This window comes from Mesorhizobium sp. CA8 (assembly GCF_020164955.1).
In the GTDB taxonomy this organism is placed as follows: domain Bacteria; phylum Pseudomonadota; class Alphaproteobacteria; order Rhizobiales; family Rhizobiaceae; genus Mesorhizobium.
In genome coordinates, this window is the sequence record NZ_JAIUHG010000008.1 from 115670 (window position 1) to 136674 (window position 21005).

The 21005-nt window shown below is 63.0% G+C and carries 27 protein-coding genes and 3 pseudogenes; 10 read left to right on the top strand and 20 right to left on the bottom strand.

All coding sequences use genetic code 11. From position 1 onward, the window contains the following. Nucleotides 1-51 precede the first annotated feature (51 nt). The 4 genes from LB553_RS11585 to LB553_RS11600 all read left to right on the top strand — a co-directional run bounded on the left by LB553_RS11585 (nucleotide 52) and on the right by LB553_RS11600 (nucleotide 1845). The gene (locus LB553_RS11585; RefSeq protein WP_224513278.1) at nucleotides 52-627 is read left to right on the top strand and encodes a histidine phosphatase family protein; all 576 of its coding nucleotides are present in this window, start codon (nucleotides 52-54) and stop codon (nucleotides 625-627) included. A 134-nt stretch (nucleotides 628-761) separates the two neighbouring features. Then, nucleotides 762-1034, top strand: a complete 273-nt coding sequence (locus tag LB553_RS11590) for a PilZ domain-containing protein (protein ID WP_224513281.1) — start codon at nucleotides 762-764, stop codon at nucleotides 1032-1034. 362 nt (nucleotides 1035-1396) lie between these two features. Then, on the top strand, nucleotides 1397-1618 hold the full coding sequence (locus LB553_RS11595; protein ID WP_224513282.1) for a hypothetical protein: 222 nt from the start codon (nucleotides 1397-1399) through the stop codon (nucleotides 1616-1618). A gap of 80 nt (nucleotides 1619-1698) precedes the next feature. After that, nucleotides 1699-1845, top strand: coding sequence for a hypothetical protein (locus LB553_RS11600; RefSeq protein WP_224513284.1), 147 nt, complete (start codon nucleotides 1699-1701; stop codon nucleotides 1843-1845). On the opposite strand, the gene LB553_RS11605 is transcribed toward LB553_RS11600, so the two are convergent. The 14 genes and pseudogenes from LB553_RS11605 to LB553_RS11670 form a co-directional block, all read right to left on the bottom strand. Then, nucleotides 1812-2096: a PRC-barrel domain containing protein gene (locus LB553_RS11605; RefSeq protein WP_224513509.1), complete on the bottom strand. Its 285-nt coding sequence runs from the start codon at nucleotides 2094-2096 to the stop codon at nucleotides 1812-1814. The two genes, LB553_RS11600 and LB553_RS11605, sit on opposite strands and share 34 nt — an antisense overlap. 168 nt (nucleotides 2097-2264) lie before the next feature. Then, nucleotides 2265-2591 (bottom strand): annotated as a pseudogene (locus LB553_RS11610) (MAPEG family protein); the annotation flags it as partial. A gap of 68 nt (nucleotides 2592-2659) precedes the next feature. Next, nucleotides 2660-3145, bottom strand: coding sequence for an SRPBCC family protein (locus LB553_RS11615; protein WP_224513286.1), 486 nt, complete (start codon nucleotides 3143-3145; stop codon nucleotides 2660-2662). Beyond that, nucleotides 3142-3459: an ArsR/SmtB family transcription factor gene (locus LB553_RS11620; protein WP_224513288.1), complete on the bottom strand. Its 318-nt coding sequence runs from the start codon at nucleotides 3457-3459 to the stop codon at nucleotides 3142-3144. Before LB553_RS11620 ends, LB553_RS11615 begins: the two co-directional genes overlap by 4 nt. A 102-nt stretch (nucleotides 3460-3561) precedes the next feature. Further along, nucleotides 3562-3885, bottom strand: coding sequence for a DUF2934 domain-containing protein (locus tag LB553_RS11625; protein ID WP_224513291.1), 324 nt, complete (start codon nucleotides 3883-3885; stop codon nucleotides 3562-3564). A 111-nt stretch (nucleotides 3886-3996) separates the two neighbouring features. After that, entirely contained in the window at nucleotides 3997-5106 is a 1110-nt protein-coding gene (locus tag LB553_RS11630) for a mandelate racemase/muconate lactonizing enzyme family protein (RefSeq protein WP_224513293.1), read from the bottom strand. Between the two features lie 54 nt (nucleotides 5107-5160). After that, the gene (locus tag LB553_RS11635) at nucleotides 5161-7596 is read right to left on the bottom strand and encodes a GcvT family protein (protein WP_224513296.1); all 2436 of its coding nucleotides are present in this window, start codon (nucleotides 7594-7596) and stop codon (nucleotides 5161-5163) included. A 148-nt stretch (nucleotides 7597-7744) separates the two neighbouring features. After that, nucleotides 7745-8746: a L,D-transpeptidase family protein gene (locus LB553_RS11640; protein ID WP_224513298.1), complete on the bottom strand. Its 1002-nt coding sequence runs from the start codon at nucleotides 8744-8746 to the stop codon at nucleotides 7745-7747. Nucleotides 8747-8909: 163 nt separating this feature from the next. After that, complete coding sequence (locus LB553_RS11645) at nucleotides 8910-9194, bottom strand: DUF982 domain-containing protein (RefSeq protein ID WP_224513300.1); 285 nt, start codon at nucleotides 9192-9194, stop codon at nucleotides 8910-8912. Nucleotides 9195-9216: 22 nt separating this feature from the next. Next, nucleotides 9217-9519, bottom strand: a complete 303-nt coding sequence (locus tag LB553_RS11650; RefSeq protein ID WP_224513302.1) for a DUF982 domain-containing protein — start codon at nucleotides 9517-9519, stop codon at nucleotides 9217-9219. 199 nt (nucleotides 9520-9718) lie between these two features. Next, entirely contained in the window at nucleotides 9719-9946 is a 228-nt protein-coding gene (locus LB553_RS11655) for a hypothetical protein (RefSeq protein WP_201415403.1), read from the bottom strand. 140 nt (nucleotides 9947-10086) lie between these two features. After that, complete coding sequence (locus LB553_RS11660) at nucleotides 10087-10287, bottom strand: hypothetical protein (protein ID WP_224513305.1); 201 nt, start codon at nucleotides 10285-10287, stop codon at nucleotides 10087-10089. Between the two features lie 85 nt (nucleotides 10288-10372). Beyond that, complete coding sequence (locus LB553_RS11665; protein ID WP_224513306.1) at nucleotides 10373-10576, bottom strand: hypothetical protein; 204 nt, start codon at nucleotides 10574-10576, stop codon at nucleotides 10373-10375. Between the two features lie 208 nt (nucleotides 10577-10784). After that, a complete protein-coding gene (locus tag LB553_RS11670; RefSeq protein WP_224513308.1) occupies nucleotides 10785-11909 on the bottom strand; it encodes a phospholipase D-like domain-containing protein in 1125 nt (374 codons plus the stop codon). Between the two features lie 418 nt (nucleotides 11910-12327). Here LB553_RS11670 and LB553_RS11675 point away from each other — a divergent pair, with 418 nt between their 5' ends. Together LB553_RS11675 and LB553_RS11680 are read left to right on the top strand one after the other, a co-directional pair. Then, complete coding sequence (locus tag LB553_RS11675; protein ID WP_224513310.1) at nucleotides 12328-12681, top strand: hypothetical protein; 354 nt, start codon at nucleotides 12328-12330, stop codon at nucleotides 12679-12681. After that, entirely contained in the window at nucleotides 12662-12856 is a 195-nt protein-coding gene (locus LB553_RS11680) for a hypothetical protein (protein WP_224513312.1), read from the top strand. The genes LB553_RS11675 and LB553_RS11680 overlap by 20 nt, the downstream gene beginning before the upstream one ends. A gap of 160 nt (nucleotides 12857-13016) precedes the next feature. Here LB553_RS11680 and LB553_RS11685 read toward each other — a convergent pair whose 3' ends face one another. After that, nucleotides 13017-13214: a hypothetical protein gene (locus LB553_RS11685; RefSeq protein WP_224513314.1), complete on the bottom strand. Its 198-nt coding sequence runs from the start codon at nucleotides 13212-13214 to the stop codon at nucleotides 13017-13019. A 431-nt stretch (nucleotides 13215-13645) separates the two neighbouring features. On the opposite strand from LB553_RS11685, the gene LB553_RS11690 reads away from it, so the two are divergent. Further along, entirely contained in the window at nucleotides 13646-14011 is a 366-nt protein-coding gene (locus tag LB553_RS11690) for a hypothetical protein (protein ID WP_224513315.1), read from the top strand. Between the two features lie 37 nt (nucleotides 14012-14048). On the opposite strand, the gene LB553_RS11695 is transcribed toward LB553_RS11690, so the two are convergent. Then, nucleotides 14049-14780 (bottom strand): GntR family transcriptional regulator, encoded by a 732-nt coding sequence (locus LB553_RS11695; RefSeq protein ID WP_318011495.1) that lies wholly within the window; start codon nucleotides 14778-14780, stop codon nucleotides 14049-14051. 185 nt (nucleotides 14781-14965) lie between these two features. On the opposite strand from LB553_RS11695, the gene LB553_RS11700 reads away from it, so the two are divergent. Then, a complete protein-coding gene (locus LB553_RS11700; protein ID WP_224513317.1) occupies nucleotides 14966-15979 on the top strand; it encodes an SIS domain-containing protein in 1014 nt (337 codons plus the stop codon). Between the two features lie 38 nt (nucleotides 15980-16017). After that, nucleotides 16018-16830 (top strand): annotated as a pseudogene (locus LB553_RS11705) (PfkB family carbohydrate kinase). A gap of 3 nt (nucleotides 16831-16833) precedes the next feature. On the opposite strand, the gene LB553_RS11710 reads toward LB553_RS11705, so the two are convergent. From LB553_RS11710 to LB553_RS11720, 3 genes are read right to left on the bottom strand one after another with little or no spacing between them, the layout of a single operon-like run. Continuing rightward, complete coding sequence (locus LB553_RS11710; protein ID WP_224513318.1) at nucleotides 16834-17805, bottom strand: amino acid ABC transporter permease; 972 nt, start codon at nucleotides 17803-17805, stop codon at nucleotides 16834-16836. 19 nt (nucleotides 17806-17824) lie between these two features. Beyond that, nucleotides 17825-19105 (bottom strand): NAD(P)/FAD-dependent oxidoreductase, encoded by a 1281-nt coding sequence (locus tag LB553_RS11715; RefSeq protein WP_224513319.1) that lies wholly within the window; start codon nucleotides 19103-19105, stop codon nucleotides 17825-17827. A gap of 51 nt (nucleotides 19106-19156) precedes the next feature. Next, nucleotides 19157-19984 (bottom strand): transporter substrate-binding domain-containing protein, encoded by an 828-nt coding sequence (locus tag LB553_RS11720; protein WP_224513320.1) that lies wholly within the window; start codon nucleotides 19982-19984, stop codon nucleotides 19157-19159. Between the two features lie 106 nt (nucleotides 19985-20090). Between LB553_RS11720 and LB553_RS11725 the strand changes: the two are divergent. Beyond that, nucleotides 20091-20336: pseudogene (locus LB553_RS11725) on the top strand (IMP dehydrogenase); the annotation flags it as partial. Between the two features lie 24 nt (nucleotides 20337-20360). Here LB553_RS11725 and LB553_RS11730 read toward each other — a convergent pair. Further along, nucleotides 20361-20927, bottom strand: coding sequence for a hypothetical protein (locus tag LB553_RS11730; protein ID WP_224513321.1), 567 nt, complete (start codon nucleotides 20925-20927; stop codon nucleotides 20361-20363). Nucleotides 20928-21005: the final 78 nt, after the last annotated feature.

A 21005-nucleotide genomic window follows, 5' to 3' on the forward strand; every position in this document is an offset into this window, starting at 1 on the left:
GCCAATACGGCTTCGCACGGCCGAAATTTCACTAGACCACGGAGTTTTGGGATGCTCGCCCGCCTGACGATGATCGCAAGCGGCGCGACGCAGGCCACGCGCAAGGGTCGTTTTCCGACTGACGAGGCGCTGGAGCCGCGGGCCTTCGAGCGTGCCGGCGCGCTGGCCGCTTCGCTGCGCCGCGCCGACCGCGTCTGGACGAGCCCGGCGCTGGCCGCGCGTCAGACGGCCGACGCGCTCGGCCTTGACGCGACGGTCGAGCCGTTGCTTGCCGAGCAGGATTTCGGGCGCTGGGCCGGCAAAAGTTTCGAGGAGGTGCAGGCGGAGGATCCGGAAGGCATGGCGGTATGGCTTTCCGATCCGGATGCCGCACCCCATGGCGGCGAGTCGCTTGCCGCGGTGGCCTTGCGCGGCGCGGCACTGTTGGAGCGCCTGGCTGCCGAGAGCGGCCACACCATCGCGCTCACCCATGCCGTGCCGATCCGCGCCGCCATCGTGCATGTGCTGGGCGCACCGCTCTCCTCGGTCTGGAAGATCGACCTCGAGCCGCTGTCGCTCACCGAATTTCGCAGCGACGGCCGCCGCTGGGTGCTGCACGCGAGCGGCGTGGTCGCCGGCGCAATATAACGCTGGATAACCGCTCACCTGCCGACCAGCGGGCGAGCCTCGCCGTTTCAGCAATCGCTAACGGAACGGAAACGCCTCGCTGCTATGGTGCGGCCCCGTGGCGAGGAGAGCCTTGCCCGAGGAGTCCGCTGCCCATGGCCGAATATCCCGAGACCGAGCGCCGTCTTCATGCGCGCGAATTCGTGCTCAAGGAAGCCACGATCATCGCCAACGGCGTCCGGATCGGCTGCACGATCAGAAACCAGCACGAGCAGGGTGCGGAATTGCGCGTGGCCGCCGATATGGGCATCCCCGAACGCTTCCTGCTCGAGGTTCCGGCTGACGACACGGTCTATCGCGCTTTCGTGCGGTGGCGGCGCAACGACCGCGTCGGCGTGGCGCTCTACAGCAACGCGCCGAAGGACTGACGCGCCCCGACCATCGAAGCGGTGCCGCTGCTGCTCGACAATCCGGTGCGCGAGTTCGTCAAGAAAGACGGCGAGAGGGTCGCCTAGATGCCGCCGGATTGATCCAGGTCGCCTCAATGTGCCGTGTGCGCCGATACCCGCGATGCCGGCCAAGCGCTTGCGGTATTCGGCCGATGTCACGCCGACATGGCGCGAAAAAAGCGTGGGCGCAGCGTGTAGGCGGACGGCCGAACTTTACATTTTTGTAAATTGCCCTCGGCGGTTAATTCGCGATACGGCTCGCCAGCGGTTCGGCTCGGCTATCCGCGTGATGGGTACTTCCGGATGAACGGGCCGAGTCGAATTCAACTTGGGAGAACGCTATGATTCGCAAGGTTCTGGTTGCAGCTTCGGTTGTTTCGCTTTTCAGCATGCCGGCATTTGCGGCCACGCAGTATTGGGTGGCAAAAGACGCCACCACCAAGAAATGCTCCGTGGTTTCCACGAAGCCGGACGGCAAGAAACTGACCGATGCCGGGACGAAGGCCTACACGTCCCAAGCCAATGCCGAAAAGGCGCTGAAGATGCTGAAGGACTGCAAGTAAGCTTGCTGTCCTAAAATTCCCGCCCGCTTCGGCATGCCGAAGCGGGCTTTTTTTCGCCGGGACTGCCTTCGGGAAACGGCGTGGGGCGAACCGCCGGCCAGGGCGGCACCGCCTCTTATTATTTGTCGACCGCCGGTCTCGTTGAGCACGACGGCCAGATGCAGGCGGCCGAGCGCGAGCTGCTCGAAGCGGTTCAGTCGCGATGCTCGGGCATCGCCTTCAACTGATCTTTCGTCCAACTGGTGACGGCATGGACATCGCCGTCCTCGTCGCGCATGAAGTCAAGCTGGCTGGCGGCGACGGCCACCGGCTTGGCGCCGATGCCGAGAAAGCCGCCGACATCGATGACGACCTGGCTGCCATGCAGGTGGTCGACCGAGCCGATCTTCTCGTCATCGGGGCCGTAGATGGTGGCGCCCTCGAGGATGTCCGGCGTGAGCTCGGCATTGGTCAGTCTTACGTGGCTGGTGTGGTCCATGGCGCATCTCCTGTGGTTGCACAGGGGATGAACCTCCGATCGGGGCGAGGGTTCCGCCGTCGGAGCGAAAAGGGAGCGCTGCTCAGCGAAGCGCCGCCCATCCCTCACGAGGATGAGGATAAGCGTGACCAGCGCGCCCGAGACATAGAGGATCGTCCTGACGCTGCCGCCCTTGGCGACGTTTCCGCCACGCAAGTAGACCGCCATGTGCATGAGGCGTATCGCAAGGTGGATCCACACGAGCACGGCCAGCGTCCCCGGTCCGACACCGGCCATCATCGCCAACACAGCGGGCACAACAAAGGGCGCGAGCGCCTCGACCGAGTTCATGTGGACGCGGTCGATGCGGTAGAGCGGATTATCGTCGTCCGCCGGGATGACCGGACCCGCAAGCTTGCCTGCAAATCCCTTGGACGAGCCGGAATAGATCGCCAGCGCCACCGACAGGAGACAGAGCGCAAGCACGCCAAGAACGCTCAACCAGTAGGATTCCATGGTCTGCTCTCCTCCTCGTCGCTGTGGCCATGTCGGCCGCGGCCGTTCGGCGATCCGGGGCGCTGCCGTCAGGCCGCCCGGGCAAAAAGCTCCTGGTACCGCTGAAGGTAAAGCGGCCAGCCCTGATCGCCGTCGACGCCGCCGCGCACGCTTTCCCAGCCCTGGCCATGGCGCTCGATATGGCGATGCTCGATTTCGACCCGGGTCCGGTTTTCCGCCTCGGCCGTGAAGCGGACTTCCCACTCGCTGGTCTTGGCGGGGTCGGTTTCAATCTGCCAGCGCGGGTTGATGTCCCAACTCAGAAGCAGCCGGTTCGGCGGCTCGTAGGCGAGCACACGCGCGAAGCGGCATTCCGAGCCGTCGACGCCGCGATCGTAGACGTGGCCGCCGACCCGCGGCTCGAAGATCGTTTCCGCGATCGGCACGGCGAGCAGATTGTGCTCGCGGGGTTTGAAATTGCCGAAATCCTCGGTGAACACCTTGAAGGCGCGCGCGATCGGCGCCGCGACCACGACCGAATGCCTTACGGGAGCAGGGGCCGGTTGCTTGATCATGTTTCGTCCTCTGTCGGTTGCTCGACAATTTGCGCGTAGGCGGCAAGCGTCTTCACCCAGAACTGGTCGATCTCAGCCCGAAAGGCCGCGAGGCCACCCGGATCGATGCGGTAAATGCGTTCCTTGCCCGAGCGCGTGTCGGCCACCAGCCCGGCATCCTTGAGAACCTTCAAGTGCTGCGAGACCGCCGGCCTCGTGACCGGCAACACATTGGCGAGCCCGCTCACCGAACTGGGTCGGTCGACCAGCAGTTCGAAGATCGTGCGCCGTGTCGGATCGCCGAGCGCCGTCCAATATTTCGCGTTAGTAGACACTAACGCGAAATTAAGGCGACGCGTCTGGCCTGTCAACCCGGAACGGAGTTATGGGGCGGCCTGCAGCGGGTCGAAATCCGACCGGCTGACTTTGCCGGCGGATTAGCTTCGACGCTTGGTCTGCAGATCGCGTGCCGCCTGCTCGATCGCCGCGCGGTCGTTGCCCAGCCTGTCGAGCAGTTCCTGCGCCTCCTCACCCGAAATGCCGGTGCGTACCGCAAGTGCCTCCACCGTCAGCACATCAGCGCTGTCGATCTCGCGCGTTTCGGGCAGTGCGTCGTCCGCCGTCATCGGCAGGGCCGCTTCGCGGTCGATCTCCATTTCGGCTTGATGCCAGTGCCGTTCATGATTGCCGAGGATGCCACCCTCGCGTTGAAAGATCTCATAGGCACGTTGCCTGATCTTCTCGGTCCGATCGTCGTCCATCGCCGTTCCTCCTAGCGTGTCACAAGAACGCAGGGCAGGGCGGAACGATCCGCTTCGTTCACGAAGTGATCGCGGGCAAAATTCGGCCCACGCGCAGGTTTGCGCCTGGAGTTACGGCCCGTATATCGCCATCGCTTTGCCGAACATGCCGGGCTCGGGTTTCACGCCGAGCCCCGGCCGCTGCGGCACGGCGATGTGGCCTTGCTGGATGACGACCGGGTGCTTCTGGTCGAAATGGCCTTTGATGTATTCCTGGGCTATCCAGGCGCCTTCCATACGGCGCGGCTCGACCGTGGCGGCCAGATGCACGCAGGCCGCCGCGATGATGTCGCCGCCCCAGGCGTCGTCGCAACTGTGCGGCAAGGAGCGGATGGCACAGAGATCGCGCACCGTCGTCATCTTCGTCAGGCCACCCAGACGTGTCACCTTGAAGCCGAAGCCATCGGCAATCCCCAGCGAGATTGCCCTCAGCACCGCGTTCTGGTCTTCGGTGCTTTCGTCGAGATAGACCGGATGCGTGACGCGGCCTTTCAGCGTCGCGATCTCGTCCATCGTGTTGCAGGGCTGCTCGAAGATGAACGGGATTTTCTGGCAGAGCCGGTCGAGATGGATCGCGGCGGCCACCGTCAGGCCCCGGTTGCCGTCGACCGCGATGCGCGCTTTGTAACCGACCGCTTCCCAGACCTTGTGGATGACGGCGACGTCTTCCTCCAGGTTGCGGCCTCCGATCTTCACCTGTAGGCGCGGATAGCCGGCCTTCACCTTATCGGCGGCGATCCTCGCCGTCTCGTCCGGGGCACCCACGATCAGCGAATAATAGGCCGGCACGCGGTCGGTCAGCGCGCCGCCCAGCAGCGTCGAGACCGGCACGCCGAGTTTTTGGCCGAGTAGGTCGAGGAACGCCATGTCGAAGGCGGCCTTGGCATAACCGTGGCCGTTGAGCCGCTCGTCCATCTGCTTGGCCAGAAGCCTGATCGAGGCGATCTCCGAGCCGATCAGCCCCGGCGCGATCTCGGCGATCGCCGCGCGGGCGCCCAGCGCATGATGCGGCTGGTAAACCGGGCCGATCGGGCAGGTCTCGCCCCATCCGGCAAAGCCGTCATCGGTGACGATCTCGACAAGCGTCGAGTCCAGAGCCTCCACATCGGCGCTGGCCATGCGGTAGACGCCGCCTTTGACCGGCAGTTGCGCCGAATAGACGTTGATCCGATCGATGCGCATACGGGCTCCCTCCGAAGGACACGTCGGCAACGGGGCCTTTGCTGGCCCCGCCTATTACATCCGAGCCCTGGCCGAGGTCGGATCGTAAGGCGAATCCGCAATAACCTCAGCGATCTTCCAGTCGCCCAGGACCGCGACGTCGAGCTTGGTGCCTGGCTTCGAAAACCGCTCGGGCAGCAGCGCCAGCGCCACGTCATGCCCAAGCGCATAGCCGTAGCCGCCCGACGTGATGCGCCCGACCAGCGCGCCGTCGCTATAGAGCCCTTCATTGGCAAGCGTGCTTGCGCCATCGGTGTCGATCCTGAGCGTCACGGAGCGCCGCCGATCGTTCCGCCCTTTGTATTTCAGAACCGCGTCGCGCCCGATGAAGTCCTTGTCGAGGCGGATGAAGCGCTCCAGCCCGCTCTCCAGCGCGTTGAGCTCCGGGTTCATGTCGCGATACATGGCGCGATAGGATTTTTCGAGCCGAAGCGACTCCAGCGCATGCAACCCGACCAGCCGCATGCCGTGCTTCTCGCCTTCCTTGAGGATCGCGTCGAGCAATTGCCGCTGGTAGGGCAGGGGATGGTAGAGCTCCCAGCCGAGTTCGCCTTCATAGTTCACCCGCAGCAGCCGCACGTCGCTTGCCAAGGCGATGCCGCCGGTCTTCACGCCGAACCACGGAAAACTTTCGTTGGAAAGGTCGATCTCGGTCAGTGGCTGCAGCACGGCCCGCGCGTTCGGCCCGACGACCGTGAAGCAGCCGCGATCGTTGGTTACGTTCTTCAAGGATACGCTGCCGTCGGCGGGAAGCAGTCTGGAAAGATCGTCGAAGTTCCAGCGTTCGGCGCGCGGCGTCGAGATCAGGTAGAACAGGTCCTCGCCGAGACGCGCCACCATATATTCCGCCTGCACGCCGCCGCTGGCGGTGAGGTGATGCGCCAGCGTCACCTTGCCGACAGACGGCAGGCGGTTGGCGATGATCCCGTCCAGCCAGGCAGCCGCATTCGGGCCGGACACTTCGAACTTCGTCATCGGCGTCATCTCGACGAGGCCGACGGCGTTGCGCACCGCCAGCACTTCCTCGCCGACGAGGTTCCCCTTGGGCGTCCAGCGCCAGCTATACTGGTCCTTGGCCTCGACGCCGTCGCGTGCGAACCAGTTGGGCATCTCCCAGCCATTGAGCACGCCCCACACGGCACCGAGCTCCGTCAATCGGTCGTAGGAGGGCGCGGTCTTCTGCGGCCGGGCGGCGGGCATGTCCTGTCCGGGATATTTCTGTTCGGCATGCGTGCCCCAGGCCTCGCGCACCTTCTCGCGCGTCCAGGCCTTGTTGGCATAGTCGCCGAAGCGACGCGGGTCGAGATCGGACGTGTCGAGGCTGTTGCCGCCCTCGACGATCCGCTCCGACAGATAATAGCCGATCGTGCCGCCCCACAGGATGCCGCCCGGCACGCCTTCGGCCAGCCACGCATTGGGCAGCCCCCAGGCCGGTCCCATCAAAGGCAGCTCGTCTACCGTCATCTGGAAGGGTCCGCGCACATTGGCCTTGATGCCGACGCGCCCCAAGGTCGGAACCAGCTGCAGCGCCTGCTCCCAGTTCCACGAAACCGCCTCGAAATCCTCTTCCAGCAGGTCGGCGCCGAACCAGGCAGGCACGCCGTCCTCGGCGAACAGCTTCAGGTTTTGGGTGCGTTCGTAAGGCCCGAACATCAGCCCATCGCCCTCTTCGCGCAGATATCCTTCAAAACCCTCGTCGCGCAGGATCGGCATTTCGGGCCGCCCGGCGCGCTTGCGCTCCACGACTTCCGGCACCGCTTCGGTGATCCAGTACTGGTGCAGGATCGGAATCGCCGGGATGTCGAGGCCGAGCAGCGCCCCGGTCTGGCGCGCATAATTGCCCGTGGCGCAAATCACATGCTCGCAGGTGACATCACCGTTATTGGTCTGGACGAGCCACTCGCCGCTGGCTGTCCGCTTGAACCCGGTGACCTCCGTATTGAGATAAATCTTGGCGCCGAGATCCCGCGCGCCCTTGGCCATGGCATGCGTGACGTCGGCCGGCGCGATATGGCCGTCATCGGGGTGGTAGAGCGCGCCCAGCATCTGTTTGTTGTCGAGCAGCGGCCAGAGCTTGCGCGCCTCGTCGGGGGTGAGCAATTGCGCCCGCATGCCCTGCACCTCGGCGACGCTGATGTAGCTCTTGAATTCGTCGAGCCGATCCCTGGAATTGGCGATGCGCAGCTGGCCGCATTTGTGCCAGCCCACCGGCTGCCCGGTCTCGGCCTCCAGCCCCTCATAGATCTCGATCGTCTTGTTGATCATCCGCCCAACATTGATGTTGCGGGAATAGGACGGAATCAGCCCCGCCGCATGCCAGGTCGAGCCGGCGGTGAGCTGCGTGCGCTCGAGCAGCGCGACATCGGTCCAGCCGCGCTTGGCCAGGCCATAAAGAATACCCGCTCCGACGCATCCGCCGCCGACGATCACTACCCGCGCATGTGTTTGCATCGAACCACCAAATCCGGACCATTCTCAAAAGCGCGCCGTCGAAGCTACAGGCGAGGCAAGGCGGTGTAACGTTCTGAAAAACTGAGGATGACGATAAATTGCGCTTATGCAGCGATCCGCGATTGGCGGATCGCGACCTGCCGGCATCTCACTGCACTTGCCCGTCCTGCGCCGTCTCGTCCTTGAAGTCGACTTTGGTGCCCGGCTTGACCATGGCGGCGAGGTCCTCGGCGTCCCAGTTGGTCATCCGGATGCAGCCATGCGAGAAGGTGGTGCCGATCTTGCCCGGGTCGGGCGTGCCGTGGATGCCGTAGCTTTCGATCGAGAGGTCGATCCACACCGATCCGACGGGATTGTTGGGCCCCTTGGCGATGGTGAAGGGATGCTTGGTTTTCACCCCCTTGAAGGCGAATTTCGGATCGTAGCGATAGGTCGGATTGTGCACCACGCGCTTGACCTCGGCCGTGCCGCTCGGCGCCGGCTTTTCCTCGCTGCCGATCGAAGCCGGATAGACCGCAATCGCCTTGCCCGACGCATCGAGGGCGCGCACCTGGCGGGATGCCTTGTCGACCTCGACGCTGGCAATCTGTGAAGGAGGATCGCCTCGGCCGACATCGGGCACCACCAAGGTCGTGCCGGCCTTGCTGAATTTCGCGCGGAGGTTGAGCATCCTCAGCAATTGTTCGCTGACATGAAACCGCTCCGCCAGCTTCTCGCGTGCGTTGCGGTAGCCGAGGCGCTTGAGATGCGCCATGCTCTCCATGCGGGCTGGAATGCGCTTGGTGAAGGGGCCGCGCACATCCTTGGCGGTGACTTCGTATGTCGTCAGCACAGGGCCGGCGAAGGTTGCAGCGAGCTTGTCCCAGGTATCTCGCGTAAGCTTGCCGTCGGAGGGCAGCCCGTTCGCCGCCTGAAAGGCTGCGACGGCTTTCGTGAAGTTCTCCGAAACGCGGCCGTCGATCAGGCCGGGGGAGAAGCGGGCGCGATCCAGAAGCACCTGCGCCTTGAGCAGCATGGGGCTGACGCCGTTCGGTTCGCCCTCGCTGAATTGCGCCTGGTTGACGGCGTCGGGCTCCAGCCTCGCTGCCTGCGCGCCGCCGCACGCAAGCGCGAGCGCCATCACCGCAACGAAAACAACGAGCCTGATCATCGACATCACTCCGGAACCGCGACAAGGGCCTGCCTCTATGACGCGGCAGCCCCGATCTGGTTCCTCTCGGGAGCGGGCGGAGCGAAGACCGTCGCAAGTGCTTTGCTAGCGGCGATCGCGGCTGAAGACGATTGAGGCGGCGCTGGCCGCCGCCTCAATCACATCAGACATGTTTCGACTGAGCAATTCCCGGGATGGGGGGAATGACACCATCCTCGATGAGGATATCCTTCTTGCGAGCAAAGGCGACGAAAACACCCCTCGCTGTTTCCGCATCCACATCCCCAGCCAGGGCGGCCCTGCAGGCGCGGATCGCGGCCTTCTGCTCGGGGCTGTTGCCGCACCAGTCGATGACAAATTGATAGGCGTCCGCCACGGTGTTCAACTGACGCGGAAATCCCAGCCCTACCCAGACATGGATTGGCTTTTCGAACGGTTTGGCGAGCATCGCGAACCTCCTCGATCCGCGACTAGGCGGTCAGCCCGCCGCCCTTGCCGCCTTTGCTGATCATCCAAGGCAAGGTGGTGCTCACGTCTTCCTGGATCCTGGCGGACTTCGCAAAACCGCAAAATGCCTCTCTGGCAGCCGTCAGCGGAAAGCCGCTGTCGAATGCCCGCTGGCAGGCGCGCAGCGCCGTTTCATAGATCGGCCCACGCCGGTTCCTGGGCCATTCATAGAGAAATTCCAGGGCGTCTTCGAGGCAGGCGATTTCCTGGATGAGGCTGTCTCCGCTCTTGACGAAAACAGGGCTGTCGAACATCCGATCGTTCATAAGATCCTCCAAATCGAACGAACAATTTGAATTTGGGACGGGCGGGGATCAGCGGTCCGCGCCTGGGATGGGATATGGGTTTACGAGTTTGAGCCGTCAAGGACTTGGCGCATGCCGTCATTGTCCTATTTCGCAGGCCCAATGTTCCGCGCGCTGTTCGGTCGATCAGCCGGCACCCGAGCCGGCGGTGGCGAGCTCGTCAGCGACTGGAATTGAGCTTCTGGATACGTCCCTTATCCAGCCGGAATACGCCATCGGTGCCGCCTTGCTGCTCGAAGTCGGTTTGAAGCTCGTCCCAGGTGCCGAGATATGCGCCGCACTCGGCGCAATGGATCGGTGTTGCGGGCTGGGCATCGGCCGGGATATGCAGACGGATGGTGCCGCAAAACGGGCATTCCAGTTTGTGGTCCAGATATTCGCCAGCCATTTTGCGGAGCATCGCGCAACAAGCACGTCTTCGCAAGCAGGGAATTTCCGACGAGCTTTGCTTCAGCCGGCTCGATCTTCGAAGCAGCCCGTCGCGAACGCCGCCGCGAGATCCGGCGGGCATCCGCCGCATTCAGCCGATCACACGCGGCTTGAGGTGGACGTCTGAGCACGCGCCCTGATGATCCGTGCTTCTCGCAGAAGCGACGGTCGGTCGCGCCCGACGGCCTTTATCAGCCTCCTGGCTTGAGCCTCCGAGATGCCGGTTTTCTCTTTCAGCAGAATGACGAGCTGCTTGTCGTCAATTCGGCCGTGGGAACTGCTTTCACCGGGTTCAGTCATATCAAAGATCCTCCTTCCAACCGAACTGGGAAGACCGTCGAAAGTTTCAATGCGGCTTTGCTTGGCTAGCCGCTCCGCGGTGGCACTATCTGCCCAGCGGTCTTCGCGAAAGCTCCGCCAGCTCCCGCTCGTCGGTAATTCCCGCCATGTAGTTGCCGATGATGCGCAAGGCCCGTCGTTCCCGCTGCTCCTCGGTTTCATTGGCGCCGGCGCTGAGCTCGAGAACGCGACCGAGGAAGCTCACCTCATCGGGCGTGAACGCACCTTTCGACAGTCTTGTGATCGGCATTGCCGCCTCCATCGCCCTGAACCCAAAGGAAACCCGGCCAGCGGACATGTTCGTGACACAGCGACCGAAGGCCCGCCTTGGCCAATCTCAACGTTTTGGCACGACGATCCTGCATGTTTGCAGATGATGCGCACTAACCTATGTGAATCGAGCTGGCGGAAGGTAGCTGTCAGACGTCCGCCGCCCCACCTTTTCCCGCGATGATATGCTATAACTGCACGTGAAGCCTGCTGGCCAGCCAGTCGGTAAACTTCTCGCTCATCGGGCGCGCCTGCCACTCCGCCAGGCTGATCTGCCTCGACCGCTTGAGGTCCTCGTTGAACAAGTCGATTTGCGTCTGCGCAAAATCCTTACCGTAGACATTAAGGCTGGCTTCGTCATTCAGCCGCAACGAACGCTCGTCCAGATTGGTGGAACCGAAGCTTGCCCAGACGTCGTCGACGATCAGGAGCTTGGGGTGATACATCGTCGGCTGAAACTCATACATGCGCACGCCCCCTTCGAGCAGTTGGCCCCAGAAGTGGCGCGAGCCTTTTCGCACGATGGGTACATCGGTCAGCGAATTGGGCACGATGACGTCGACGGCTACGCCTCTCTTCCTGGCGTCAAGTATCTGCTGCAGCGCGATTTCGTCCGGCACGAAATAAGCCATGCCGATGCGCAGGTGATCCTTGGCCGCGGCGATGGCAGCCAGCATCATCAGCTCCATGTCCTCGGAGCCGTTCGGTTGCGATGAAAGGATCAACTGGGCGCTTAGCGCACCTGCGGGTTCGGGTGGCGGATAGAACTTTTCTCCTTGCAACGTTTCGCCCACGGTCTCCAGCCAGTTCTCGGCGAAGGCCGCCTGGAAAGCGGCGACCGAAGGTCCTTGAATTTGGTAATGGGTGTCACGCCATTCGCTCGGATTGCGCGCATCGCCCAGCCAGTTGTCCGCGATACCGACCCCGCCGGTGAAGGCGACTCGCCCGTCCACGATGAGCAGCTTCCGATGTGTCCGGTTGTTCACGCGGTCAAGCGTGTACCAGTAGATGGGCCGGTAGCGCTGGAAGCGCACCCCGGCGCCCGTCATGATGTGGATCAGGTTCTCGTCGAAAGGCAGGCTGCCGAGCCAGTCGACGAGCACTCGAACCTCGACGCCTTGCCGGGCTTTCGCGGCCAGGGCCGTGGCGAACTGATAACCGACCGAGCCCGACCAATAAATGTAGGTTTCCATGTCCACGCTGGCCTGCGCCGCGCCGATCGCTTGCAGCATCGCCGGAAAAATCTCGTCGCCATTGACCAGGGTTTGCACGTTGTTCCGTTCGGACATCTGCCCTTGCGAATAGCTGCTCATGCTTCGCACGAATTGCGGGTCCTCCGCATCGAAAACGATGAGGAACGATCGTACGGATGACATGAGGCTCGGGGGTCAGGTTTACCGCGGCCAGAGTGAACACGCCGGCCACGATCGCAACGGCGACATATTTGAGGACGTCGAGCCAATAGCCGGCCTTGCGTCCGGCCACGATCGCCTTTTTGCGAGCCAGTGACGCTCTAAAGCCTAGAGACCTCACCTATTTCGTCCCCCGGGTCAGTTCTGGTGGTCTTCAACAGCAAGAATGTTCGACCCTGGTTCAGGTTCCCGGCCGGGCGTGCGGCGAGTGCCGGACCTGCGCCTCATCCAGTCGATCTCTGGACCAACTGCACTATCCACAGAACGCTGCATCCTTTGCGAGCAACCGGCGTTGAAGAAGATGTTCAGGATGGTTTGCATGGGTGCAAAGATGAAAGTGCCGGTAGCCGAAGCCTCTCAGGAGGCGGATATCCTCGTGAACAAAACGGCGCATTTCGTGGGCGAATGGATCGATGAACACAAGGCTGAAGCTCCGGCAGCACTCCCGGCGGAAATCGTTGCCGCGGAATTGGCGGATCAATGCATCGCCGACGCTGAAAACGAGGGCATAGGGCCCGACGAGATCAGCGAAGAAGTTGGCGACCTCAAGGAATATATCGCCGAGACCGTACTGGAGAAGCAAAGCGATGGCGGCGGCGATGTTCATGGATCGATCTCACCTGCGCCATCTGCCGCTGGAAACGGGGAGCCAAATGCCGAAATTCCGCATTGAGTTCCTCGAATCCACGGCGCTGCCACCGATCTACGTCGAAATGGAAAGCCTCGAAACCGCGAAAGCCGAGGCCAAACGGGCTGCCAAGGAAGCCATGCTTGACGGCATTGTCGGAGGCTCAGACCCGACCTTCTGGATGACCAAGATATATATGACGAGGCCGGCTATCTGGTAGCGACCATCGAGTTCCGGGATCTGGTGTCCGGCCGACAGCGTCCCGGTCAAGGGGACGAGGCCGGCGAGCCTGGCGTAATGCGCTCAGGTTGAGATCTGATCTAGCCGCCGGCGAGACCGCTCGCATCGATATCCGGGCTGCTTCAGCCCGTCGTGCGGGCCTAGTCGCCTTTGTAGGTTTTGGCGGCTTCCTCGATCTTGCGCCAATCGTTGCCGTATCGCCGCACCAGCTCCCGTGCCTGCGCGGGCGATAGATTCTGCGTCTCGACGATATGCTTCACTTCCGTCTCTTCGCCCTTCAGCGGACGCGAGCGCGGCCGCTTGGAGTGTTGGGCTGTCGCTGCATCTCGTCTCGCCATGAATGACCTCGCTCGGATCGGTATCAACCGCCGAGCCGAAGGAAGGTTTCCTGAGCCGCTCGTCAGCCCGGCTCGATCTCCGAAAACAGCCAGTCGCGAAACGCCTTCACCTTGCGCTGGCGGATCGCTTCCGGCGGGTAGACCAGGCCGAGCCGAAGGAAGGTTTCCTGAGCCACTCGTCAGCCCGGCTCGATCTCCGAATCCCACCGACATCGCGCCGGCCTATCTCTATCTCATGCAGAACGAGTTCATGACCGGCGAGACCATCCACATCGACGGCGGACAAAGGCTGGTGTGAGCGGACCAGGCCGGAGCCTCGATTTGAAGCTCCGGCCTCATTTGTCGCCATCGATCAGTTCCGGCATCGTTGTTGCCAGACCTTCCGCTAAACATGGCGTTTCCGGGGGAACGCTAATATAGATGATGCTCGAATGAGCAGCGCCTCCGCACCGTCGAGGAATGCCATGCGAAGGGTGATCGTCGCAGCCATGTGGATTGCCGCCGCGACAGGCGCCGATGCCCATGACTGGTACGAGAACAAGTTCGACCCGGTGACGAACTTCAAATGTTGCGGCGGCACGGATTGCCGCCCCATCCCGGAATCCTCAGTGCAGTCCAGGGCCGACGGCGGCTACGTTTACTTGCCCGATGGTTTCAACATTCCGCGAGACCGCGTGCAGGAATCCCCGGACGGCCGTTATCATATTTGCGAGAACCATTACGTGATAACCAACCAGCCCTATCTGCGCTGCTTCTTCGCGCCGCGCCTCAAAGTCTCGCGGCTGCTTCCCCGCTAGTCACCGGCCCTCGATATCATCGCCACCGTTTGCGCGTTCACTTTCGTGCGAAGCTGAAGGCGAAATGGCTGCCGCGATGATAGACGGCGGCATGGACGACCGGGGTTCCGGTCCCATCGAAACAGGTTTCCGTAATGAGCAGGGCGGGCCCGAAGTCGCGCAGGTCGTTGCGCTGCACGATTTCGTCGGGCAGCGTCACGGCTGCAACGGAGGCGGCCGACATACGCGGCTGATGGCGGTGCTTTTCCAACAGCGCGAGCAGCGAGCCGCTCCATTCGATGTCGAAAAGGCGCCCCGGCAAAAAGCTGCGCGGTACGTAGTCGAGCGAATAGATGAGGGGCAGATCGTTGTGCAGCCGCAGCCGTTCAAGCCGGATGACGCGCTCTCCGTCCGCTAGCCGCAATTGCTGCTGGATAAATGGATCGGGCGTTTCCTCGGCGATGGAAAGAACCTTGTTGACGGTGTTGTAGCCATAGTGGCGCGACATGTCGGTCACGCTTTCGAACACCGTGATTGGACGGTCGACCTGGACGGCGGAGTTCGCGGTCACGAAGCGGCCGAGACCATGGGTGACGGAGATGATGCCGTCCTGTTCGAGAAGCTTCAACGCTTCGCGTAGGGCAGGGCGCGAGATGCGGAAGCGCTGCGTCAGCTGCGATTCCGTTGGCAGCCGGTCGCCGGGCTTGAGCCCTTCGGTCCTGATGAGGTCGGCCAAGCGGTCGCGCAGCTGAACCGCCAATGTGCGCGCATCCCGAAGCGGCTCGTCCAAGTCCCTCTTCCCCATTATGCCAACTCTCCTTTTGTTGTCGGACAATCGCGCCCAGGTCAAGCGGAGGCATGCGGTGGCGATCGCATGTCGTATAGGCAACGCATGCAAACCTATCCGCAAAATTTCTCTTGAAATGTGCTCCCGCAGATGTCAGTTGTCTTACAACTGAATTGATCGAGGGAACGATGCTCAATTTCGATGAAGCCCGGTTTATGCGCATCCAATCGGGGGCGGTGGCCTTGCGCGAGCGCATTGAAGCCGTTGTGGCGCAGTGCCTCGCCGCCGGGGCGCAGAACATCTTCTTTCTCGGCACCGGCGGTGCGGCGATCCTGATGCATCCGGCGGCGCAATTGCTGCAGCGCCGATCTGGCTTTCCGGCCTTCGTCGACATCACCGCCGAGCTGCAGCTTGTCCAATCCGTGCACCTGACCGACAAATCGATCGTCGTGTTGCCCTCGCTCTCCGGCACGACCAAGGAAAGCGTGGCACTGCTGTCCCGGATCAAGGACGTCGGGGCGACGGTGATCACATTGGTCGGACATGAGGAGACGCCGCTCGGCAAGGGCGGGGACCATGTCTTCGTCAACTTCGCCGAGGACGACACGTCCTGCGAATCCTTCTATCTCCAGTCGCTCTTCATCGCGCTTGCAGTGCTGAAGCATCGCGGCGAGCTCGCCGAATCCGAACGGATTTTCGCCGAACTGGAGCAGTTGCCGCGACTGTTGCTGGAGGTGAAGCGGAGCTATGAACAGGAAGCCGCCGGCTTCGCGCACAAACTGGCCGCCTCCGACTATCACATCATAACCGGCGCCGGGAATGTCTGGCCGCAGGCCTGGTATTATGGCATGTGCATCCTGGAGGAGATGCAGTGGATCCGGACCCGCCCCGTGCATGCTTCCGACTTTTTCCATGGCACGCTGGAGCTGGTGGACAAAGACGTCAGTGTCGTGCTCTTCAAGGGCGAGGATAGCGCCCGGCCGCTGGCCGATCGCGTCGAGAAATTCGCGCCTGACTATACGGACAAGTTGACGGTGCTCTACACGGCCGATTTCGAATTGCCCGGCATTTCGCCAGATGTGCGCGCGCTGGTTTCGCCGATCGTGCTCGCGACCGCCCTCGAACGGGTCAGCGCGCATCTCGAGGTGATCCGTAACCACCCGCTGACGACGCGCCGCTACTATAGGCGCGTTGCCTATTGAGCTTAGCTCTCGGCGTCAGCTTGATCGCAGCGCAGGATATGAGCAGCTTTCGATTTGCCGCCGTCGGCGACAACTGCATCGACCGCCTCGGAGCGCCGATCGGCCGCTCGCTGGTCGGCGGCAACGCGCTCAACGTTGCCGTCCAGCTCGCGCGGCTTGGCCATAACAGCTTCTATTTCGGCGCGGTCGGCCGCGACGCCGAGGGCGAACGCACCCGCGGTGAGCTCGAAGCCAATCGCGTGGCGGTCAAGCACCTGCGCCTAGACCAGCGCAACACCGCTTGGACCGACATCAAAGTCTTGCCGTCCGGCGAGCGTTTGATCGCTGCCGAGGATTTCGGCGCCTGCGCCGGCTATGCGCCGGACGAGGCCGAACTGGCGATCCTGGGGACGATGGATCACGTCCATATCGGCTGGCTGGATGACGGCGGCGCTTTGCGCAGGCGCCTGTCGCGGGCCGGGGTCAGCGTCTCGCAGGATATCTCGGTCAACGCCGATCCCGCCGATCTCGGTGTGGAGGGTTTGAGCATAGTTTTCTGCTAGACCGGCCAAAATCGCCACGTGGCTGAAGCGATGGCCGCGGATCTCCTGTCGCGCGGCGCAGGCTGCGCCGTCGTCATGCGCGGTGCCGAGGGGTCGATGGCGCTGACGGCCCGCGAGCGCGCCGAGACCGGCATCCGCCCGGTCGAGGTCGTCGACACGACCGGCGCCGGCGACAGTTTCATCGCCGGTTTCCTGCATGCCTGGCTGGCCAGGAAGCCGCTCTTGCTGTGCCTCGAAAGCGGCCGCGATCATGCCGCTCTGGCCTGCTGCCATCTCGGCGGCTTTCCCCAGGAGGGGATGCCCCATTGAAGCTCAGCGTTTGAGTGAGCGGCCGAACCGTTCCTCGATGCGGGACTGCAGGAATTCGAGCCCGATGGACAAAAGCCAATAGATCATCGAGGCGGTGATCAGCATTTCGATGTGCCGGAACTCGGTCTGGCCCTGCGTGCGCGCCAGATACATGATCTCCCAGACCCCGACCACCGAGACCAGGGAGGAATCCTTCAGCATCGCGATGAACTGATTGCCCGTCGGAGGCACGATGACGCGCATCGCCTGCGGCAGGATCACCAGGAACATCGTCTGGTTGGGGCTGAGCCCAAGCGCGGTGGCTCCCTCCGTCTGGCCGCGCGGAATGCTTTCGATGCCGGCCCGGAAAATCTCGGTCATATAGGCGCCGTAGCAAAGCGACAGGGCCATGATCCCGGCGGGCACGGCCCCGATCACATAACCGACCTGCGGCAGGCCGAGATAGATGATGTAGATCTGCATCAGCAATGGCAGCCCGCGAAACAGCGACGTGTAGAAGGTTGCCAGCCCATAGACGATGCCGTTCTTGGAGAGCTTGGCTATGGCGCCGATGAAGGCGATGACCGTCGCGATGGCGATCGAAATGGCGGAAATGTAGAGCGTGGTCACCACGCCTTGCGAAATGAGGAACCCGATCTTCCTGGCAATGAAAGAAAAGGACAGGTCGAAGGAGTAAAAGAACAGCATCAGCAGCACGAACAGCTCGATCCAAACGGCCACGATCTGCTGCTTGCGCCCGAGTTGCTGCAGCGCCTTCCAGTTGGCGGCCACGATCAGCGCGATCAGCACCGCCGAGACGGCTCGCGCCACCGCGGGATTGGCCGCAAGCCACTCGATCGAGCTCGGGATCAGCTTGCCGATCCAGTCTGCCTTGATGCCGAGACCGTAGAGGCCCGCGGCGAAAGCGGCGAGCGCCAGGCACAGGCCGATGCGGCGGGCGGCGTCCGGATAGTTGAGCAGCAGTCTGCCGATCACCTGTCGATATCCCTTCTGGTTAGCGGGGGCGTTCGCGCCACCAATCTTGCGCCTGCAGCTTCCAATAGGTGAGTTGCGCCGCGGCAAGCCCTACCGGCCCGCCCGCCCAGGCCAGTCCGAACGGCGCGAACAGAAGGTGGCGGTCCGACTGGCCGAGTATCGCCTCGGCAACCACCTTGCCGGCTATGGCCGTCGTGTTGATGCCGTGCCCGCCAAACGCGGTGAGATACCAGGCGCCTGGCTGCAGCTGCCCGATCTGGGGCATGAGGTGGCGAGCGTAGGCCATCAGTCCCGACCAGGCGAGTTCGGTCTTGAGCGTAGCGAGCTGAGGGTAGGTTCCAACCATCTCCCGGCGCAATTCCCTGGCCAGCACCGCCGGCGAAGCAGCCCGCGTGGTGATGCGCCCGCCCCAGAGCAGCCGGTTTCCATCCTCCACAACGCGGTAGTAGTCGCCGGCCCGGCGGTTGTCGCCGACGGCATCCGTCGTCGCGATGGCGCCGGCGATGAGATCGGGGGCTTCCTCGCTCAGCATCACATAGGTCGCGATCGGCAACATGGCCCGCTTCAGCCGGCCGATCAGCGGTCCTGTATAGCCGCCGGTGGCAAACACCGCTTGCCGCGCGCGTACTTCGCCGCTTGCGGTGCGTATGGTCTTGTGCGGGCCGTCGAGTCTGGCCTCGATCGCGCTGGAGCCCTCGTGAATCCTGCCGCCCAGCCGCTCGATCTCCGCCCCGATGGCGCGCAGATAGTTCAGCGGATGCATGTGGAAGGCGTTGGCATCGCGCAGGCCCTGGTAGTAACGCTCGGAATGCAGCACAGCGCTCACCTGGTCGCGCTCGAGATATTCGAGCGGATAGTCGAAATCCCGCGCCAGCTTCTCTGCATGAGCCTTCAGTTCGGCACCGCCATCATGGCGCAGCACGCCCATGATTCCGGGGCGAGGCTTCGCTGCCTTGATGTCGAGGTCCTTGATCGTCTGCCGCACGAAATCGACGCCTTCGATCGACAGCCGGTGCAGCTCTCGTGCCGCTGCCGCACCGGCCATCGCGGCGATCCTGTCGCTGCCGGTCGCGAAGCCCGGGCTGACGAAGCCGCCGTTGCGGCCCGAGGCGCCGAAGCCGATGCTCTCGGCTTCGAGCAGCACGACCTGCTGCCCGGCACGCGCCAGCTGCAGCGCCGTCGTCAGACCGGCCAGTCCGCCGCCGACAATGACCGTTTCGCATTCGGCCGGGCCCGCGAGCGGTGGTCTGGCCTTCTCGTCGGCAAGTGTGCGGCGATAATAGGTATCGGGATAGGTCATGATGGGTTCTGATGAAAGCAGGCGGCCTTGAGGGGCCGCCCGCGATGAGCGTCAATCGGCGCTGTAGTTCTTGCCGTACCACTTGGTGGTCAGCGTGGCGAGCGTGCCGTCTTTCTTCATCTGGTCGATGATGCCGCCGATCTTGGTGGTCCACTCGGCATCGCCCTTGTCGGCGATCACCACCAGCGGCTCGCGGAAGGCGTAGTCGCCCTCGAGGATGCGCAGCGGATAACCGTTCTTGATGGCGTTTTGAGCGGTCTGCTCGGGCGCGATGACCGCGTCGAGCCGCACGCCGTCCCCAAGTCTCAAATCGTCGAAGGGCAGCATGGAATCGGCGAAAGTCCGGATCTCGCCAGGCTGCAGCTTGTATTCGACTGGCGGAAGGCCGGGAGCGTCGATCTCCAGTTGGCGGCGGATGAAATCTTCCGACGTGGTGGCGGTCTCGACGCCGATCACCTTGCCGTTCAGATCGTCCACCGATTTTGCCTTGCTGTCCTTGTGGACCACATAGACATAAGGGCTGTAATAATAGATGCCGGCGAAATCGATCACCCTGGCCCGGGCCTTGGTCGGCGTCACCGAGCCGACGCCAAGATCATAGCGGCCCTGCCAGTGGCCGCCGGTCATGGTCGCCCAATCGGGCGTCTCGAAGCTGACCTCGACGCCTAGGCGCTTGGCGATCTCTTTCGAGACGTCGATATCGAAACCGACCAGCTGGTTGCTCTCGTCGAGAAAGCTCTGCGGCGGCCATCCGCTGTTGGTCGCGACCACCATGGCCTTCTTGGTTGTGACGCGGTCCAGGGTTTCTCCCGCCCACGCTGCCGACGCGAATGCGAGCGCGCCGGCAGTCAGCGCGAAACAAGTGATAAATCTCCTCACGAAACCTCCCTTTCGTATGTAAGATGTCTGACAACGCAACTTGTCCGGAAGGGAGAGGATGAGTCAAGCGTCTTTATCTGCGCATCGTCGAGTTTCGGCCTGCGATGCGCGTCCCGGCGTTGGCCTATGTGGCGTGAGCTTCGACGGCCAGAGACTGTTCTTCGGCCAGAAGCGCATGCTGGGCGGTCCGGCGCCGGTGCGCCGCTTCCTTCCCGACCTGGTGGAGCGCGTGCTGCAAGGCCGTATCAAACCCGGCAAGGTCTTCGACCTCAAGCTGCCGCTGGCCGAGGTCGCCGAAGGCTACCGCGCGATGGACGAACGCCGCGCCATCAAGGTCATGCTCGAGGTGTAGCCGCCGGCCCGGCTCCGAACCGTTTTAAGGCTCGGGAACCACCGCCCATAGCGTCTTCGCAAATCCGCGCTTGTCGAGCTGCCACGACTTGCCGGCAACCGTCGCCTTGCCGTTTTGACATTTGTAGGAATAGACGACGTCGTGCCCCGTCGCGAAAGCCGGTACGATGTCGTCATTGGGGTTGGCCTTGCAGAACTCGTCCGCGCCGGGATTGTCGCGCGCCGCGTTCATTTTCGCGCAGGGCAGGTTGGCCCCGACGAAACAGGCCAGCACCTTGCCGTTCATGCAGCGGTAATTGGCCTGCGTCTGCAGTTCCGATTCCGACGGCGTGCCCTTTGCGTCTGGAAACAGCTTCTTGAACGCCTTGACCGTACCGCCGTAAAGCTCGTGCGAATAGGGGCGGACCGTGTCGTCGTTCTTCACCTGGCGGCAGAGCTTGTAGAGGTTCTGCGCGAGCGCCGCGTTAGCGGTCGCGGCCGGCGTCGTAGCGGATGCGGGCGCCGCGATAGCGCTGACGCCAGCGGCAACGAAAAGGGCCGACACAAGCGCTGAGGCAAGAAAGCCGATTGTCGAAAGGCGAAATGCACTCATCCTGACCTCCTTGGAACTGACCGGAGCAAAACGCGCAACAAGCCGTTAGACCAGACGGTAAGATTGCAGGAGCGGCAA